This window comes from Clostridium sp. RTP31139st1_H3_RTP31139_211217 (assembly GCF_040227035.1).
Classification (GTDB): Bacteria; Bacillota; Clostridia; order Clostridiales; family Clostridiaceae; genus Clostridium; species Clostridium saudiense.
In genome coordinates this window covers 1-20,116 of the sequence record NZ_JBCOAB010000028.1, presented here as the reverse complement: position 1 = coordinate 20,116, position 20,116 = coordinate 1, and the positions used below count along the sequence as shown (strand labels likewise).

The 20,116-nt window shown below is 28.2% G+C and carries 16 protein-coding genes; 14 read left to right on the top strand and 2 right to left on the bottom strand.

Going from position 1 to position 20,116, the window contains the following annotated elements; all coding sequences use genetic code 11:
- Positions 1–109: 109 nt before the first annotated feature.
- Positions 110–1,468: an MFS transporter gene (locus ABUA17_RS12080; RefSeq protein ID WP_055275035.1), complete on the top strand. Its 1,359-nt coding sequence runs from the start codon at positions 110–112 to the stop codon at positions 1,466–1,468.
- Between the two features lie 64 nt (positions 1,469–1,532).
- Here the strand turns inward: ABUA17_RS12080 and ABUA17_RS12075 are convergent, their stop codons facing one another.
- A complete protein-coding gene (locus ABUA17_RS12075) occupies positions 1,533–2,390 on the bottom strand; it encodes an AraC family transcriptional regulator (RefSeq protein ID WP_055275038.1) in 858 nt (285 codons plus the stop codon).
- Between the two features lie 221 nt (positions 2,391–2,611).
- On the opposite strand from ABUA17_RS12075, the gene ABUA17_RS12070 reads away from it, so the two are divergent.
- The 5 genes from ABUA17_RS12070 (at position 2,612) to ABUA17_RS12050 (ending at position 8,574) form a co-directional block, all read left to right on the top strand.
- On the top strand, positions 2,612–3,865 hold the full coding sequence (locus ABUA17_RS12070; RefSeq protein WP_070098832.1) for an ABC transporter substrate-binding protein: 1,254 nt from the start codon (positions 2,612–2,614) through the stop codon (positions 3,863–3,865).
- 19 nt (positions 3,866–3,884) lie between these two features.
- Positions 3,885–4,748, top strand: a complete 864-nt coding sequence (locus tag ABUA17_RS12065; protein ID WP_042397755.1) for a carbohydrate ABC transporter permease — start codon at positions 3,885–3,887, stop codon at positions 4,746–4,748.
- Complete coding sequence (locus ABUA17_RS12060) at positions 4,748–5,632, top strand: carbohydrate ABC transporter permease (protein WP_042397752.1); 885 nt, start codon at positions 4,748–4,750, stop codon at positions 5,630–5,632. The genes ABUA17_RS12065 and ABUA17_RS12060 overlap by 1 nt, the downstream gene beginning before the upstream one ends.
- A 342-nt stretch (positions 5,633–5,974) precedes the next feature.
- A complete protein-coding gene (locus ABUA17_RS12055) occupies positions 5,975–7,741 on the top strand; it encodes a 1-deoxy-D-xylulose-5-phosphate synthase (RefSeq protein ID WP_195951078.1) in 1,767 nt (588 codons plus the stop codon).
- A 218-nt stretch (positions 7,742–7,959) separates the two neighbouring features.
- Positions 7,960–8,574, top strand: coding sequence for a sugar O-acetyltransferase (locus ABUA17_RS12050; protein WP_055291265.1), 615 nt, complete (start codon positions 7,960–7,962; stop codon positions 8,572–8,574).
- A 90-nt stretch (positions 8,575–8,664) separates the two neighbouring features.
- Here ABUA17_RS12050 and ABUA17_RS12045 read toward each other — a convergent pair whose 3' ends face one another.
- Entirely contained in the window at positions 8,665–9,723 is a 1,059-nt protein-coding gene (locus ABUA17_RS12045; protein WP_055291263.1) for an AraC family transcriptional regulator, read from the bottom strand.
- A 249-nt stretch (positions 9,724–9,972) separates the two neighbouring features.
- Here ABUA17_RS12045 and ABUA17_RS12040 point away from each other — a divergent pair, with 249 nt between their 5' ends.
- The 8 genes from ABUA17_RS12040 to ABUA17_RS12005 all read left to right on the top strand — a co-directional run.
- Positions 9,973–11,751, top strand: a complete 1,779-nt coding sequence (locus ABUA17_RS12040; protein ID WP_207743374.1) for a CE1 family esterase — start codon at positions 9,973–9,975, stop codon at positions 11,749–11,751.
- A gap of 227 nt (positions 11,752–11,978) precedes the next feature.
- Entirely contained in the window at positions 11,979–14,309 is a 2,331-nt protein-coding gene (locus ABUA17_RS12035) for a family 78 glycoside hydrolase catalytic domain (protein WP_055291259.1), read from the top strand.
- Positions 14,310–14,341: 32 nt separating this feature from the next.
- Positions 14,342–15,658 (top strand): PTS sugar transporter subunit IIC, encoded by a 1,317-nt coding sequence (locus tag ABUA17_RS12030; RefSeq protein ID WP_055291257.1) that lies wholly within the window; start codon positions 14,342–14,344, stop codon positions 15,656–15,658.
- A gap of 27 nt (positions 15,659–15,685) precedes the next feature.
- Positions 15,686–15,988 (top strand): PTS sugar transporter subunit IIB, encoded by a 303-nt coding sequence (locus ABUA17_RS12025; protein WP_042397737.1) that lies wholly within the window; start codon positions 15,686–15,688, stop codon positions 15,986–15,988.
- 24 nt (positions 15,989–16,012) lie between these two features.
- Complete coding sequence (locus ABUA17_RS12020) at positions 16,013–16,327, top strand: PTS sugar transporter subunit IIA (RefSeq protein ID WP_042397734.1); 315 nt, start codon at positions 16,013–16,015, stop codon at positions 16,325–16,327.
- A 259-nt stretch (positions 16,328–16,586) separates the two neighbouring features.
- Complete coding sequence (locus ABUA17_RS12015) at positions 16,587–17,324, top strand: DeoR/GlpR family DNA-binding transcription regulator (protein WP_055291255.1); 738 nt, start codon at positions 16,587–16,589, stop codon at positions 17,322–17,324.
- 252 nt (positions 17,325–17,576) lie between these two features.
- Positions 17,577–19,031, top strand: a complete 1,455-nt coding sequence (locus ABUA17_RS12010; RefSeq protein ID WP_042397727.1) for a glycoside hydrolase family 1 protein — start codon at positions 17,577–17,579, stop codon at positions 19,029–19,031.
- A gap of 226 nt (positions 19,032–19,257) precedes the next feature.
- Positions 19,258–20,116: IS4 family transposase (locus ABUA17_RS12005; protein ID WP_349819617.1), on the top strand; the 859-nt coding region annotated here is incomplete at its 3' end.

Genomic DNA, 20,116 nt, shown 5'->3' with positions numbered 1-20,116 from the left:
ACGTTTTCGAGAGCAATAGCGATGATTATAATTAAAATGTAGAAACAAACATAATAGTGATAATAAAACAATTGTAGCAAAAAAAGTAATAAAAAGAGAGGTATTAAATATGGAAGTATTAGAGAAAGTAAATAGGAATGAAAGTGACGTTTCTATGAAAACGTTAATTTCTTTTGGAATGGGGAGTTTAGGCAATAATATTATATGTGCAATGATAGGTACATATTTAACAATTTATTTAACGGATAGCTTTGGGATAAGTGCAGCTGCTGTAGGTACATTGTTTTTGGTTGCAAGAATAATCGATGCAATTACAGATCCTATTATGGGAATGATTGTTGATAATACAAAGTCTAAGATGGGGAAGAGTAGACCATATCTTTTATTTGTTCCAATATTCATGGGAATAGCGACGATAATGTGTTTTTCATCACCAAATTTAAGTGATACAGGAAAAATAGTTTGGGTATATATATCTTATATACTATGGGGTATATGTTTTACAGCTATGGATACACCTTATTGGTCATTATCTGCTAATATAACTCAATCAGCACAAGGAAGAACTAAAATTATAACATCAGCTAGAACCATTGCCTTTGGAGGGAGTTTAGTTGTTTCAGTATTTACTCTTCCCTTAGTAGCTAAGTTTGGAAATTGGACGATAGTAGCAATAGTATATTCTATAACAGCTGCAATTTGTACTTGGGTTACTGTATGGGGAGTTAGAGAAATAAATACAAATAGAAAGCCACAAAAACAAGGAATTAAGCAATTAAAAGAACTTTTTAAAACAAATAGACCTTTAAGAATTGTATTAATATCTATGTTAATGTTAGAAATAACTTATGCTCTAAGAAATGGGTTTTCAATATATTATATAAAGTATAATTTCAATGCAGAATTATATATTCCTTTAGTAACTGGAATTAGTATAACAACAGGAATGCTTGGTGGAATTTGTACACCTAGTATAACAAAAATACTGGGAAAAAGAAAAACAGCCTTATTTGGAATAGCAATTAATGCTATTGGCTTTTTATCAATATTTTTATTAAAATATTCAAACTTAAAAATGATGTTAGTGATAAATGCTTTTATGGGGCTTGCTGAAGGGGCAGCTAATATATCTTTAGCATCAATGGTTGCAGATTGTGTTGAATATGGGGAATGGAAAACAGGTAAAAGATCAGAGGGAATGATATTCTCTTCAAATATATTTAAAACAAAACTTGCAAGTGCAATAGGTGGGGCTTTATGTGGATATGTATTAGCATTTGTTGGATATGAAGCAAATGTAGCACAAACCGTAAATACATTAAATGGAATACATATAATGTATTCAATAATACCAGGAATAATTGCGGTATGTAGTATTATATCTTTAAGAAGATATAATTTAACTGAAAAAGAATATGAAGCGATACTTGAAGATTTAAATAAAGATGAGCCTTTAGAAACAGCATAATTTATAAAAATGTAAATATAAATAAAAACTGGTTTGTAATAAAAAAATACAAACCAGTTTTGTTTTATTGAGATAAAAGAAATTTTTTAGTTGTTTCTTTTTTTGTATCTCTATATTGTTTAGGGCTAACTCCTTTAATTTTTTTAAATGTTTTAGAAAAGGCTAGAGGGTCACTATAGCCACAGGAGTATGCTATATTAGCAATTGGAAGGTCAGTATTATATAATAATTCAGCAGCTTTAGTTATTCTAAATTTCATTAAGAATTTTTGAGGAGACATATTTAAATTGCTTTGAAAAATGGAAGTTAAATAACTTCTATTTAAACAAATATAATCAGCAATGTCTGTTACCTTTATAGAATTATGATAATTATTTTGAATAAATTCAATTGCTTTATTTATGTAATTATTAGTATTTTCCTCCCTTGTTAATGATGAGGTTTCTTTATGATCTTCACACAGTTTTGAGAAGAATAAGTATAATAATCCTTCAATTTTAAAAGCATCAGAATCAGACATTGTATGATGTTTTAACATTTCTAATACATATTCTTTTAAAGCATCATCTTTTTCATAAGTAAAAATTAAATGTTCAGAATCTAATCCAACAGAATTGAGATAAAGTTTAGCTTTATCACCATCGATACCAATCCAAAGATATGTCCAAGGATTATCTTTATCAGCTTGATAAAATGTAACAACATTAGGTTCGATTAAGAAACCTTGATTTTTTCTAACTTTATATTTATTGTCATTTACATAATAATAGCCTTCTCCATCCAATACATAATGAATTAAATAATTTGGGCGAACAGCTGGACCAAATGAATATAAAGGAACACATTTTTCTAATCCGCAGTAACAGAGATATAAATCATTAAAACTTCGATTAGTATTTTCTAAAAAGTATATATCTAACATAAATCCTCCTAAATCTAACATTTAGACATGTGCTTATTAAACCGATATATAAATTTTAAATTAGAAGGATATATATTGCAATATATATTAATTAAAAGATATACTTCAAATAATAAAACTAACATTTAGACATGTTTTAATTACATTAATCTATTTAGAATTATTATAAAAAGTTTTAAAATATAATTATGTAAACGATATAAAAAGAGGGGAATGAGATAATGGGAAAGAAAAAGGTGATAGCAACAATTTTAGTATCAATATCAATGGCAACAACATTATTAACAGGTTGTACAAGTAGTATTAGGATTGGTAATAGTAAAAAGCAGATAGTGTTCTTTAGTAATAAGATAGAAGCTGTAGATACCTATAATAAACTTGTAGAAAAATTTGAAGCCGAAAATCCAGATATAGATGTAGTTGTTAGTGCACCACCAGATGCAACAACTGTATTAAAGACTAGATTAGTAAAAGGTGATGCACCAGATATTATTTCACTATCAGCAGATAGAAGTTTTGCAGATTTTGTAGATGCTAATATATTAGAAGATTTAAGTGGGAAAATAGATTTTAGTGTTATTGATCCGATTTATAATCAAATGCTAAAGGCGTTGGAAATTGAAAGTGTAGATGGAATTTACGGTGTGCCATATGCATTAAATGCAAGTGGAGTTATATATAATAAAGATATATTTGAGGAATTAGGGTTATCAATACCTAAAACATGGGATGAATTTTTAGGGCTAGCTCAAACTGTACAAGATAATGGTATAACACCGTTTTACTTTACATTAAAGGAGTCATGGACTTCTTTACCTGCATGGAACACTATAGCAAGTACTTTAGTTAGTAGTGATTCTTTTAAGAAGGTAAATAGTAAGGAAACTACATTTAATGAAATTTATTCTGAAACAACAGATAAGATTATGAAGTTAATGAAATATGGACATTCTGACAACTTTGGTGTTGGTTATAATGATGGTAATACAGCATTTGCTAACGGGGAGTCTGCAATGTATTTACAAGGTAGTTATGCAATTCCTGCAATTTTAACTGTAAATCCAGATTTAAATCTAGGAATGTTTCCGTTACCTGCATCTAATAATGAAGAGGAAAATAAATTAGTTTCTGGTGTAGATGTATATTTTGCTATTACTAAAGATTCTAAGAATAAAGAGGAAAGTATAAGGTTTATAAACTTTTTATTAGAAGAAGAAAATGCGAAAACTTATATAGATGAACAAAGTGCATTCTCAGCAGTTAAGGGGGTAGTGCAAGAAGATTCAAAATTTGAAGTATTTGATGAATTCTTTGAAAATTCAAGGGTTGTTGACTTCCAAGATCATTATTATCCAGCAGAATTACCAGCATCTGATATGATACAAACATATCTTTTAGATGGGGATAAGAACAAGTTCTTAAATAATTTTCAAAAGGAATGGTTAAAGGCAAATAGACAGTATATTAAAGAATAGTATGAAGGGGTGAATAGAAATGAAAAAAAGAGATAGATTTTTCTTGTGTACAATAATACCAATGATAGTTGTATTTTTCTTATTTCACACATTCCCGTTATTAAAAGGGGTAATGTATAGTTTTACTAATTTTAGAGGATTTGGAGATTTTGATTTTATTGGATTAATGAATTTTAAAGATTTATTTACTGATTCAAGGGTGCTAAATTCATATATGTTTACCTTTAAATTTGCTATAGTTACAACAATAATAGTAAATTTAATAAGTTTAACATTAGCATTAGCGTTAAATTCAAAAATAAAATTTAAAACTACATTAAGAGGATTATATTTTTTACCTAATATTTTAGGTGGATTAATTGTAGGATATATATTTAATTATATTTTTACATTTATACTTCCAAAGTTAGGTGAAGTTATGGGGAGTGAAGTTCTTAGTAAAAGCATACTTGGTAGTACAAGCTTAGCCTGGATAGCTGTTGTAATTGTAGTTTCGTGGCAATCGATAGCGTTTAATACTATAATTTACATTTCGGGGCTTCAAACAATTCCAGATGATGTTTATGAAGCAAGTGGAATTGATGGAGCAGGGAAATGGCTACAATTTAGAAAGATTACATTCCCTTTAATAGCACCATTCTTTACAATAAATATGGTTTTATGCATGAAAAACTTCTTAATGGTATTTGATCAAATAATGTCCTTAACTGGTGGGGGACCTGCTCAATCGACAGAATCAATTTCTATGCTTATATATAAAGCAGGATTTGGTGGAAGTCAATTTGGATATCAATCAGCAAATTCAGTTGTATATTTTATAGTTATTGTAGCTATATCATTATTCCAAATTAAAGTATTAGAGAAGAGGGAGGTTCAATTATAATGGCTGAGGTAGGTTTAAAATCTAATAATAGAAGTAAAGTAAAAAAAATATCTTTTATAAAGAAGGAAGATGGAAAAGTTAATTTGCCAATTACTATATTACTTATTATTTGTTCATTAACAATATTATTTCCACTTTATATAACTATTGTTATTGCATTTAAGCAACCATCAGAAATGATGGGGAATATATTATCACTTCCGAAGTCATGGAGTTTTAGTAATTTTAAGCAAGCTATTGAGATGACTAATTTCTTTCATACAATAATGAATAGTTTATTTATAACAGCGGGAGCTGTAGTGGTAACTATTGTTACAAATTCATTAGTTGCATATGCTATTGCAAGAAATATGCATAAAAAGTTTTATAAATTTGTATATTTTTATTTTGTAAGTGCAATGTTTGTACCATTTTCAATGTTAATGTTACCACTTGTTAAGCAAGTAAGTTTCTTTAACTTAGATAATAAAGTTGGTATGATAATTCTTTATATGGTATTTGGTATATCAATGAATACATTGCTTTATGTTGGATATTTGAAGAACATTCCTCTTGAATTAGAAGAGGCGGCTTATGTTGATGGTGCTAAACAATGGACTGTATTTTGGAAGATTATATTCCCTTTGTTAAAGCCGATGCATGCAACAGTTGGAATAATGACAGCTCTTTGGGCATGGAATGATGTAATGATGCCACTTGTAATACTAAGTGAGCAAAGTTCAGCAACATTACCATTAGCACAATATATATTCCAATCAAAATTTGGGACAAACTATAATGTAGCATTTGCTTCATATCTTTTAGCTTTATTACCATTATTAGTATTCTATTTATTTGCTCAAAAATGGATTATAAATGGTGTAACAAAAGGGGCAATAAAATAATTATAAAAATAGAAATGTATAGAGGATAATTTCTGATGAAAAGGAAATTATCCTTTTTGTATTAATTGAGTATTGATAACAACCTAAAGATGAAAGAAGTTATAGTTGTATTAAAAATTTTTTATAGAAATCAAAATCCTCCTTTTGAGAGAAATCTATTATATATTATTAGAATTGACTATTAGTGCAATTCTAAACTCTTTTAAAGTGAATTTAGTATTGCAATCGAGAATTTAACTTTTCATTTTAGAATAAAATTTAGAAAAAAGTATTGACTTGAAGTTAACTCCAGCATTTAACATAAAGATATAAGAAAAAGTTAAAGGTAGTGGAGGAAAGATTATGAGTAACAATATTTTAAGTAAAGTCAATGAACCAAAAGATTTAAAAGTTCTTAGTGGAGAGGAATTAAATATATTAGCTCAAGAAATAAGAGATGTATTAATAAAGAAAGTAAGTAAAACAGGTGGTCATTTTGGACCTAATTTAGGGATGATTGAAGCAACTATTGCAATGCATTATGTTTTTAATTCACCAATAGATAAAATAGTATATGATGTTTCACATCAATCATATCCACATAAAATTTTAACTGGAAGAAAAGAAAGTTTTATTAATCCAGAAAAGTTTGCTGATATTACAGGATATACATCACAACATGAAAGTGAGCATGATTTCTTTACTGTAGGTCATACTTCAACTTCAATTAGTTTAGCATGTGGATTAGCTAAAGCTAGAGATGTTAAAGGACAAAATGAAAATATTATAGCTGTAATTGGTGATGGTTCTTTAAGTGGTGGAGAAGCCTATGAAGGTTTAAACAATGCTGCAGAATCAGGAAAAAATATAATAATAGTAGTAAATGATAATGACATGTCAATTGCAGAAAACCATGGTGGATTATATAAAAATTTAGCAAAACTTAGAGAAACTAATGGAACTGCAGAAGATAATTTCTTTAAGTCTCTAGGATTTGAATATTTTTATGTAGAAGAAGGAAATAATGTTGAAAATCTTATAGAAGCATTTAATAAAGTTAAAGATACTAATCATCCAGTAGTAGTTCATATCCATACAATTAAAGGTAAAGGATTTGAAGAAGCAGAAGCAAATAAAGAAGCTTTTCATTGGGTAATGCCATTTGATTTAGAAAATAAAGAATCAAATAAAATTGAATTTCCAGAAGGTTACACAGATATTTTAGGGAAATTTTTGGTTGAAAAAGCTAAAGAAGATAAAAAAATCGTAGCAATAACAGCGGCAACTCCAGGGCCAGCTGGATTAAATTATTTCAGACAAGAAGAAAGCCTTAAGGAACAATATGTAGATGTTGGGATAGCAGAAGAACATGCAATAGCCCTTGCATCAGGAATAGCTTCACAAGGTGGAAAGCCAGTAGTATCAATTTTAAGTTCATTTGTTCAAAGAACTTATGATCAATTATCACAAGACCTTGCAATAAATAATAATCCTGCGCTTATTATGGTTTCTTGGGCAGGAATAACTGGTGGAGATGTTACACATTTAGGAATATTCGATATACCATTAATATCTAATATACCTAATATAGTATATCTTGCACCAACAAATAAAGAAGAGTATCTTGCAATGATTGAATGGGGTATAGAACAAAAAGATCACCCAGTAGCTATACGTGTACCAAATGGGAATGTTATAACAACTGGAGTAAGTGTTGAACCTGATTTTGGTGATTTAAATGTTTATGAAAAAACTATACAAGGAAATGAAGTTGCAATTATTGGACTTGGATCATTCCATGACCTTGGAAGAAAGGTTCAAGAAAAGTTAAAGGTAGATACTGGAATAAATGCAACGTTAATAAATCCTAGATTTATTACAGGCATTGATAAGGAGATGTTAACGGATTTATTAGAGAGTCACAAATTAGTAATTACTTTAGAAGATGGAGTTCTTGATGGTGGTTTCGGAGAAAAAATTTCTAGATTCTATGGTGATAAAGATATGAAGGTATTAAATTTTGGTGCTACAAAAGAATTTACAGATAGAGTATCAATGGAAGAATTATATGAAAGATATCATTTAACAGAAGAGTTAATTGTTGAAGATATTAAAAATGCATTAAAATAGTAACAATAATTAAATAATATATTAAAAGCGGTTATAGAAATAGGTTCAAAAGTTACTACCTATTTTATAATCATTAAAGTATATATAGGTATTTGATATAAGTATTAGTTATATATAAGTGTTGAGTCATATAATATATGTGTATAGATGAAGTAGAATGAATAAGGAGGCATTGTAGAAATTTTATTGTTAAAAATAGAATTTTTACAAGTTAAAATATGAAACTTAATGAATTTTTAAATTATATGAATGGTGGATTAAATATAGAGGGTGGATCGGAAGTTCATAAATATATGATAGAGCTTAGTCAAGAAGCTATGAAGGTTACATGTGAATTAAACAATTCTTATCATGAACCACAAGAAATCCGTAGATTGTTTTCTAAATTAATAGGTAAACAGGTGGATCATAGTTTTGCTATGTTTCCACCTTTCTATACTGATTGTGGAAAGAATATTAATGTTGGTAAAAATGTATTTATTAACTCAGGATGTAGATTCCAAGATCAGGGGGGAATTCGTATTGGAGATGGTACATTAATAGGGCATAATGTTGTAATTACAACTCTTAATCATAATTTTGAACCAGAACTACGTAGTGGTATGAAACCGGCACCAGTTATTATTGGGAAAAATGTGTGGATTGGTGCTAGTGTGACAGTTGTTCCAGGGGTAACTATTGGGGAGAATGCGATTATCGCAGCAGGATCGGTAGTTACTAAGGATGTTGATTCTAATACTGTTGTTGGTGGAGTTCCAGCAAAGTTAATTAAAACTATAGATAAACACTATAGAGGGCTTAAATCATTTGAAAAAAAGTATAAAAACATATGACAATGGAATATAAAAAAATGTTATTAAAAGTTTGTGAAATTTGTGTAATTATAAATGGATATACAATAATAGATGTATATCCATTTATTTTTAATTGAAATTAATATTATTATTTCTGTAATCAATAGGAGTAACTCCATAAGACTTCTTAAAAATTTTATAGAAGTGAGTACTATTAGAATAACCTACGGAATCAATAATTTTATTAATTGAAATATCAGGATTTTTCAAAAGAGCACATGCATTTTGAAGCTTAATATCTTGAATTATATTTATAAATGTTTTACCAGTGTACTCTTTTAATATACGTGCCATTTGTCTCTCACTATAATTAAACTTAATTGAAAGTTGCTTTAAAGATATTTCTTTATAATTACTTAATATATAATTTAAAATATACATTACATTTCTATCAGTATGGGTTCCAACAGGATTTGGAACTATTATATTTTTAGGATCAGTTCTAAGAAGTCTTATAAAAAATGAAGACATCATAGATGTTAACATTCTATCAGAATATCTCAAATCATTAGTAAACTCTTCATACATTTCTAAAGCATAATTAATACTATGTATGTCATCTTGATTAGTAAATAATAAATAAGATTCTGATTTGCTAGAATATAAGCAGTGAGAAAAAAATGCTGATAATATATCATTAGATTTAATTAGTTCAAAAAATGACTTTTCAAAAGTGCTTGACCTAACTAGTAAATTTAAAACTATACAATCATCAGTAAAAATACTAAGAGCATGAGTAGTATTAGGGGCTATTATACATACATCACCCTTTTTTAGCTTTAGATTATAATTTCCTATATCATTACTGCAGAAACCGTTTAACACGAATATAATTTCAAAGAAACTATGTGAATGAATGAAGCAAGGACTGTATCTAAGGTGCTTACTAATAATAACATCATTTTCTTTAGGAAATAAAGTTTCAGTCATAGATTCTTTTTTAGAGGAGATTTTAATTAGATCTTTCAATTTACTTACATCTAAATTTAGTTTTTCTAAAAATGAATCAATGGTTTGGGGAATTTTAGGTTTATCAAATTCAAAATTAGGATTATTAAAAAAAATATCTTTATATGTAAGCTCAATATTATTTAATGGTAAATAATAATTTATATCTTTTAAATTCATACCAAATCACCCTTTTATAAAATTTAAGATTATATAAATATAATACATATATTTTACAGGCTTGTCATTAAAATGTTTACAAAAATATGTCAGAAAAGGTTTGTGCTTTATGACGGTTATAAATATAGAGTGTTATCTTCTTATGTAATATTATAAATTTAATGAATGCTTAATTATATAAAAAAGTGAAAACGTTTTGTGGGTATAAACTAAGTAATTCAATTTTAGAATAAAGGGAGTTTGAGGAAAATGATAAAAAAGTGGATTAAAATTTCAATTCTATTGGCAACTATAACAAGTACAACTATGGGGTTAATCAGTTGTGGGAATAGTGTTACTAATACTAGTGGAAACAATATTGAGAGTAGTGAGCAGGCTCAGGTATTAAATGATGGAAGTAAATTAAAGTTAGCAAAGAATGAGGATGGAACAGATACTAACTATTATTATTACAATGCATATGAAGATGGATTTACACCTACAAGGGCAGATGTAGTTATACCTACTTATTATATTTTTGCAGGAAGTAAAACTCAAGAGGAAGCAAATAAAATTGTGGAAGAACTAAATATGATAAATAATTTAGAACAATGGGGTGCACAAGTTTATGTAGTAAATCCATTAAATGAAGAAGGATATGGAAATGATGACAAGGAAGCATTTATTGATTTAGTAGGTATAGGAGTTAAAAATGTAAAAGTAATTGGTATAGATGAAGGTAGTACTTTTGTGAATAATTATATATCACAATCATGTTATTTTGTAGCTGGAATGATGCTTTATGGTGGAGAGATAAATGAAAATTTAGAAAAAAATGATGTAGTTCCAGCATATTTAAGTAATTCAAATGAGAATGTTCAAGCATTTTATAAGCATATAAATGAGGCGACAGAAGAAGAAAATAGTGATAAATATACTATTTATAGAAATAAAGATAATTCACTTCAAGCTGTAGCAGTATCAAGTAAAGAGGAGGATTTATCTGAAGCCTTTAATAATGCATGGGAAAGTATTTTTTCACAAAATTATCGTCAACATAATGATATATCTGAATTTTATAATCTTAGTGCAAGAGATGTAACTGATAGCTATGATTTAATAGAAATTCCTATATTTGAGGATTTAGATATATCTTATAATCAAATGATTGATGAAAGTGTTACTGGAATGAGTGGCAAATATACATGGTTTGAGTATGTTCCTAATTCTATAAATGAAAGTGAAAATGAATCAGTCCCCCTAATAGTAAATTTACATGGTAATCAAAATGACCCAAGATTACAAGGTGATTCAACAGGTTGGCCAGAATTAGCTGCTAAAGAAAACTTTATTATGGTAGCTCCTGAATGGCAAGACAAAGAAGTGAACTTTTTTGGATGTGATGGATTAGGTGAGGAAGGTGTTATGAATTTGATTAAGGATTTAAAGGTTAAATACCCTCAAATAGATCCTTCAAGAATATATTTAACAGGACTTTCAATTGGTGGAGCAGAATCATTTTTATTAGGTGCAAAATATAGTGATGTTTTTGCAGCTGTAGGAATTGTATCAGGTGTTAATGTATTTGCAGAGGAAGTAGCAGAAATCTCAGAAAATTATACTGGTGGGGAAGTACCTCTATTATATATATGTGGAGATTATGATTTCTTCCAAATGATACCTGTAGATGGAAGTAGCCAATATGGAACTCAATATTTATATGGAGATCAAGTTTGGGATGAGGATGAAAATACTCATATTTTTAGTTCATTACAAGCATACCAAAAGATAAATGGTTTAGAAGTAACTGAAATGGATATGAGTAAAAATGAATATTATGGAATTGGACTGGATAATCAGCAATGGACCAAATTAGGGGATAAGGATATGTATACAGGTACATTATCAAATGAAAATGGAGTAGTAATGGAATTAGCAGCAGTTAAGGATTTAGCACATTGGAATTACAAGCCCGAAGCAGAATATATTTGGAATTTCTTTAAAAATTACGAAAGAAATATTGAGAATGGAGAGCTTATATTTAAATAATAGGTATATGAGTAAAAGAGCAAGAGTTTATCATGCTCTTTTATTTTTTATAAAATAAATAGAATTATAGTAAACGTATAACATATGTCAGAAATAGTTCCTTTAGTGTGACGTTTATAAGCATAGTTAACTAGTAAAATATGTAATATTATATAAATGAACAGAGAAATAAAATATAAATTATTTAGAAATTTAATTTTAAATAAGTATATAATGGGAGGAATTTAATGAGGCAGGAGAAGACTTATTTTCAAGGAGACTGGATTTCAAAGGTACCTAGAAAATACAAAGAAGATACGTCAGATTATTATGAAGATAATCCCAATACATTAATAAGAAAAGTTTTTAAACTTAATAAAGAAAATAAAAGATATTATTTAAATATTGGATGTCTTGGTTATTATATATCATACATTAATGGAAAGCGTGTTGGTGATTATGAATTGAATTCAGACTGGACACAATATGATAAAACAATATATTACGATAAGTATGACGTTACAGATTTATTAACTAATGGAGATAATATAATAGCAATTGAGTTAGGGAATGGAATGTATAATCCATCACCATTAAAGTTATTTGGAAAATATAATTTGAGAGATAAACTAAGAGGAATTGGTGAACCCAAAATAATAGCCAACATACAAAATAATGAAGATGAAATTATAGTATCAACTGATGAAAGTTGGAAGGTTGGAGATGGTCCATTAATATTTAATAACTTATATTTAGGAGAAAGAATAGATAATAGACTATACAAAGAAAATTGGAATTTAGTTGATTTCGATGATGATGATTGGACTCAAGCAATTATAGATAATAGCAAAAAGGGTGAATTAGTTTTAAGTCATATTCCTAAAATAAAAAGAAAAAGAACGTTAAAACCCACAAGCATTATAGAAAATTGTAGAGGAAATTTACTAGTTGATTTTACAGAAACTTTATCAGGAGTCATTAATATAGCATTTAAAGGCATAGAAGGAAAACATATTAAACTTATTTATGCTGAAGATGTAAACGATAGCAATGAGGTTGATTGTACTTCTACATTAGTTGGACATGTTGGTATGTATTTAAAAGAAGCAGATATAACATTTACTGGTGGAGCTGGAGCACCTAAAATGGCAGCTCAACAAGACGAAATAATAGCTATATCTGGACTAAATCAATATACTAATAAATTTACTTATCATTCATTTAGATATGTTGAAATAAGTGGATTATCAAAAGAAGATTTAATAGATATTGAAGCAACTTATGTTTATTCAGATGTAGAGATTATAGGTGATATAAATACATCAAGTGAATGGCTAAATACCTTATATGATATTGCGCAAAAAACTAAGTTAAATAATATTCATTCAATATTTGAAGATTGTGCAAGGGAAAGATTAGGTTATGGTGGTGATATAGTTGCATTGGCACCATCTAATTTATATATGTTTGACTTAAGAGATCTTTATAAAAAGATAATGTTAGATTTTAGGCAGGATCAAACTGAAAATGGTGGAATACCTGAAACTGCACCTTATATGGGAATTCAGTCTAATGGAACAGGACAAGGGGAAGGTCCAATATTATGGCAGTTTGTTTATCCTTATATAGTATATAAATGTTATCAATATTATGGAGATAAAGAATTATTAGTTAATGAATATGAATATTTAAAAAAGCAAATGAACTATTTAATTAATATTGGGATAGATGGTTTAGAAGATAAATGTTTAGGGGATCATGGTAGTCCTGAAACTTATGAAAATTTTAAGGTAGGAACACCAGATAAAAAATTAATTGCACATTGTACTTATGTTTTATTCTTAAAATACAATATATATTTTGCAAAATTAATGGATGATTTGATTTATGAAAAATATGAAGAAGAATTAATTAAATTAAAAAAAATTATTGATGATAAGTTCAGGAATCAAGATGGAACTTATGGAGATAAAACACAAAGTGGATATGCATTTGCTATTTTTTCGGGAATTTGCGAAAATCCAGAAAAGTTAAGTAGGCTGTTTGTAGAAAACATAAAGAAAAATGATTATCACTTAACATCAGGGATTTTTGGGTTAATGATGACTTATGATGTATTAAATAAATATGGATATAACGAAGTTATAGAAAAATGGTTGTTTAAAGATGATTTTCCGAGTATAGGATATATGATTAAATGTGGCAAAACAGCACTTTCAGAACAATTTAATATGAAAAACTGTTCATATAATCATGCGATGCTATCTAGTTATACATCTTGGTATTATGAAGGGTTAGGTGGTATTAGGGTTCTTGATGAAGCAAAAAAGTCAAATAAAATAATTCTAAATCCTTATTTTTCAGAATTAATAGATAGATATGAATGCAGTTTTAAATCATATAGTGGAGAAATAAAAAGTAGTTGGAGTAGAGAAAAAGATGAAATAAGATGGTGTTTTAGTATACCAAAAGGGGTAGATAACTGCCAAGTAATAGTTTCAGATAAGTATATTACTTTACAAACGAATTATATAGAAGGAAACAATGGAGACTTTTATATGATTTTAAAAAATAAATAAATTAAACAAAAAAAGGAAAGTGGGGAAATAAAATGAAAGAGTTTTTTAGAAAGTTTTCAGAAGTTCTTGAAAGTAAATTAATGCCTGTAGCTGATAAAATAGGTAAGCAGAGACATTTAGCTGCAGTGAAAGACGGAATGTTAGCATATGTTCCATTTACTATAATAGCATCTGTATTTTTAATTATTGCATATATACCAATTCCAGCATATGAAAATTTTATAACTAGTATATTAAATGTTGAAAATGCAGGAGTATGGCAAGGTAAGCTTATTTATGTTTCTAATGCAACAATGGATGTTGGAGCATTATATGTTTTAATTGCAGCAACGTATAGTTTAGCTAAATATTATAATACTGATAAATTACAAGCTACACTTACATCGCTTGCAGCATTTTTAGTAGTAACACCATATGTATTCGGGGATAATGGTGGAAATATTCCAATGACTAAAGTTGGAGCACAAGCAATGTTTTTAGCAATTATTGTTTCTATAGTTTCAGTAGAGGTATATAGAAAAATAGAACAAAAAGGAATAGTTATAAAGATGCCAGCAGCAGTTCCACCAGCAGTGGCAAAGCCATTTGCATCAATTATTCCAGCATTTATATCTATAACGTTATTTTATATAGTTAGATTAATACTTGAAATTACAATGAGTTCAGATTTGTTTACAGTAATAAATACAATTGTAGGTAAACCACTATTACTATTAGGTGGAACTTTACCAGGAATGGTAATAGCATTATTATTTGAACAACTTTTATGGTTCTTTGGAATTCATGGGGGAGCGATTGTATCACAAGGAGCTATGAATCCAATTTGGACAGTTTTAGAAGATGCAAATAGAGTAGCATCAATAGCAGGAGAAGTTCCTCCAAATATAATAAGTTTAAGTTTTAGAAATTCATTTGCATCTATTGGTGTTATTGGAGCAATAATAGCATTGGTAATAGTAGCAAAAAGTAAGCAGTATAGAGAAGTTGGTAAAATAGCAGCAGTACCATATGCGTTTAATATAGGAGAGCCAACATTATTTGGTATTCCACTTATGTTAAATCCAATATATTTTATACCATTAGTAATAACGCCAGCTATATCAACTATTATTGCATACTTTGCATTTGTAACAAACCTTGTACCACTGCCAACAGGTTTAGCACAATTACCTTGGACAACTCCACCTATAATAAGTGGGTATTTAGTTACAGGTAGCATTAGAGGGGCATTATTACAATTAGTTTTATTGGTTACAGTAACTTTAATATGGATACCATTTGTTAAGATGGCTGATAGAGGATTATGTAAAGAAGAAGCAGCTTTTGAAGCTGAAAAGGTTTTAAATTAAATTGATAGATAAATGGAGGAATTGAAAATGAAAAATATATTATTAGTATGTAATGCAGGAATGTCAACAAGTTTTTTAGTTAATAAAATGAATGAGGCAGCAAAGGGAATGGGAGTGGAAGTTAATATTAAAGCTTTACCAGTTGCAGAATGTAAAAATGTAATAGATACAGTGGATATAGTTTTACTTGGGCCACAAGTTAGATTCCAAAAGCCACAAATAGAAGCAATGGCTAATGGAAGAATTCCAGTAGAGGTTATTGATATGAGATTTTATGGAACTATGAATGGAAAAGGAGTTCTTGAAAGTGCTTTAGAATTAATTAAATAATTATAGTAATGGAGTGGAGTTTAAATGGAAAGTTTAGAATTAGTAGCATTTGAAATAATAAGTAACGTAGGAATGGGAAAATCATTGGCCATTGAAGCTATTAGAGAAGCTAGAAAAGGTAATTATGAAGAGGCTAATAAAAAAATTGAAGAAGCAAAAGAGTTTTTATTACAAGGACATCATAGTCATACAAGCTTAATACAAAAAGAAGCAGCTGGAGAAAAATTAGAATTTTCTTTAATAATTATGCATGCTGAGGATCAATTAATTAGTGCTGAAACTATAAAGGATTTAGCTATTGAGATTATAGAGATGCATGAGGATTTAAGTAGTAAATAGCTATAAAATACTGTTCACGGTTATAAAATGTGGGCAGTATTTTTATATTATCTTTAAGATATGATAGAGAATAATATTTAAATAATTAATTTAAAAGGACAAAAGTATGAAGTTTGAAAAGATAAGGCTATGGTATAATGTACTTATTAAGTAGTTAAAAAATCATAGACAATAAGTGTATTGACATCTAAATGAAAGAATGTTACCATTTTGTTCATATAGTGAACAGTTTGAATAAAAAATAAGTAAGGTGAATAAAATGGTACTTATAGATAGATGGATAGAAATTTCAGAGTTTGTAAAAGAAAAAAAATATGCTTCAATAGATGAAATAATGGAAAAATTTCAATTATCAAGATCTACAGTAAGACGTACTTTAATAGCTATGGAAGAAAAAAAGCTATTAAAGAGAGTTCGTGGTGGAGCTGAGGCAATAGAAGAAGTAGATGCAATACTTCCAATGGATTTTCAAGAAGTATTTAATGCAAATAAGGAAGATAAAATAATAATTGCTAAAAAAGCAGCAAGTTTAATACAAGATAATGATGTAATATTTATAGATTCAGGATCAACATGTTTTTATATGATTGATTATATAAAAGCTAAAGAGATAACAGTTGTTACAAATGGAATAATGCATATTCAAAAGCTTATGGCAAAAGGGATAAATACTTATATTTTAGGTGGTTATGCAAAGCCAGAAAAGAACTTAATTATGGGCGAAGATATGGTAAATAAGATAAGTGTTATGAACTTTGATAAAGCCTTTTTAGGGACTATGGGAATAGATGCAAGAAGTGGATTTACTACAATGATGTTAGAAGACGGAGAAGTTAAAAAGGCAGTTATAAAATCATCAGATAAGTGCTATATATTAGCTGATAAATCAAAGTTCAATGTAAGAAAATTCTACACCTATGGTGATTTTACAGAAGCTACAATTATAACAAATTCAGAAATTAAGTTTGAAGAAGGAAAAGCAAAAATAATATATTAGATAAATATGAAAAGCTGATTTATCAGCTTTTTTTTGTGCAAAAAATATGAGAAATATAAGTTTTTTAGCGGGAATAAGGTATAGATAAATTCAGAATTCAGAATGAACCATTTGAATTCTAAGTGTGGAAATGATTCTTATTATGAACTGAATGTGAATTATTGTATTGACAAAAGTTCAATATATGAATAAAATAAGATCGTAGAGAATAAATAAATTAATTAATGAGTGGAATAAAGGGAGGAATTATTTATGAGTAATATTAAATTTCCAGAAAACTTTTTATGGGGAGGAGCTACTGCTGCAAACCAATTTGAAGGTGGATATAGAGAAGGTGGAAAAGGTTTAAGTACATCTGACGTTATGACAGGAGGAACACATACTACAGCAAGAAGAATAACTCCTGAACTTGAAGAAGGAACATATTATCCAAGCCATGAGGCAATTGATTTTTATCATAGATATAAAGAAGATATAGCACTATTTGCAGAAATGGGATTCAAGACTTTTAGATTATCTATAAATTGGACAAGAATATTCCCTAATGGAGATGAATTAGAACCAAATGAAGAAGGCTTAAAATTCTATGATGATGTATTTGCTGAATTAAAAAAATATAATATAGAACCATTAGTAACAATATCACATTATGAAACACCATTTGGATTAACAAAAAAATGGAATGGATGGTTAGGAAGAGAAAGTATAGATTGCTATTTAAGATATTGTGAAACTATATTTAATAGATATAAGGATGTAGTTAAGTATTGGTTAACATTTAATGAAATAAATATTTTAACTCATGGACCTGCAGCAGCATTTATGGGTGCTGGAGTAATGTTTGATGATATAAGAGAATTAAAATTTGGCGCATCTGAAAATAATCACTATCAAGAATGTTTCCAAGCTTTACATCATCAATTTGTTGCAAGTGCTAAAGCTGTTCAATTAGGACATTCAATAAATCCAGATTTTAAAATAGGATGTATGATTGCATTTGGAAAATTATATCCATATACTTGTAGTCCTGAAGATGTTTTATTAGCACAACAACAAGAAGAGTTTTCAAATTACTTATGTGGAGATGTACAAGTTAGAGGTGCATATTCAGGATTTGCTAAACGTTTCTTTAGAGAAAATAATGTAGAAATTAAAATGGAAGAAGGCGATTTAGAAACTCTTAAAAATGGAACAGTAGACTTCTATACATTTAGTTACTATATGACAAACTGTGTAAGTAACAATCCAGATGTTGAAACTACAGGTGGAAATTTATCAATGGGATTAAAGAATCCATACTTAGAAGCTAGTGATTGGGGATGGCAAATTGACCCAGTAGGATTAAGAACTACTTTAAATGAAATTTATAACAGATATCAAATTCCAATGATGGTTGTTGAAAATGGATTAGGTGCAGTAGATACAGTAGAAGCTGATGGTTCTATTAATGATGATTATAGAATTAATTACTTAAAAGCTCATATTGAACAAATGAAGGAAGCAATTGGAGATGGGGTTGAATTATGGGGATACACTCCATGGGGATGCATTGATTTAGTAAGTGCAGGAACTGGAGAAATGAAAAAGAGATATGGATTTATCTATGTTGATAAGAATAATGATGGTACTGGAACTTTAGATAGATCAAGAAAGAAGAGTTTCTATTGGTACAAAAAAGTAATTGGCAGCAATGGTGAAGAATTATAAAAGATAAATTGGTTTTGATAAGATAAGCAGCTATTTTTAGCTGCTTATTTTGCATACTTTTTTCTATATTCATTAGGTGTTAAATTATTTTTAGTGTTGCATCTAAGTAAAACTTACTTGTTGACACGAATGTACTATGTCTAAGGAATAATTTACAACTAAAAAAATAAACCCCCATGTGATTTAATAGTCTTGCTATAAACTATTCACATGGAGGTTTTTTATTATGTCCAATACTAATAATAAATTAGTTTTTAATAAATTAATAGCGGAAATTCAAGGAACTTTTCTAGAAAGAGTTATTTCAAAATATGATGGAAATTTTAGAAGTCAGCATTTTGATACCAAATCACATTTATATGCATTACTTTATTCTAATTTTATGAACTGTAAAAGTTTAAGAGAGTTACAAACTCAAATATCTCATAATAATAAATTGAAAAAATTTATTATTATACCAAGTGTTTCTCAATTTAGTAGAAAGAATGCATCTAGAGATAGTCGGATTTTTGAAGATATATTTTATTATCTTATATCTAAAGCTAAAAAGCGTTTTGGAGAATATAAACTAATTAAAGATTTTCCTCCGCTTAGAATCATAGATTCAAGCGTAATCGTAACAGCATTAAAATTAGCTCCATCACTTAAATTTGATGACGAAAAATCAGTAATGAAAATTAGTACAATGTTTAATGGCGAATATCCTGAACACATAAATATAGTTAAAGGTAATATTAATGATAGAAAATGTGTTGATAATATGTTTAGAGACAAAGATTGTATATATGTGTTTGATAGGGGATATTACGATTATAGATGGTATGATAAACTTACTGAAAATGGATTTAAATTTGTTACTCGTGGAGTCAAAAACTCAATAGTAATGGAGGAAAAATTTTTAGACTCAAATATAAATGAAGATATTTATGATACTGAGGTAATAATGGGCTCAACGCCCGGCGGAAATTTAACCTTTAATAAATATAGAGAAATTATGTGTTTTGATGAGAATGATGAAGCAATTACTTTTGTAACTAATATTTTTGATTTATCAAAAGAAGACATTATAAATATATATAAGAAAC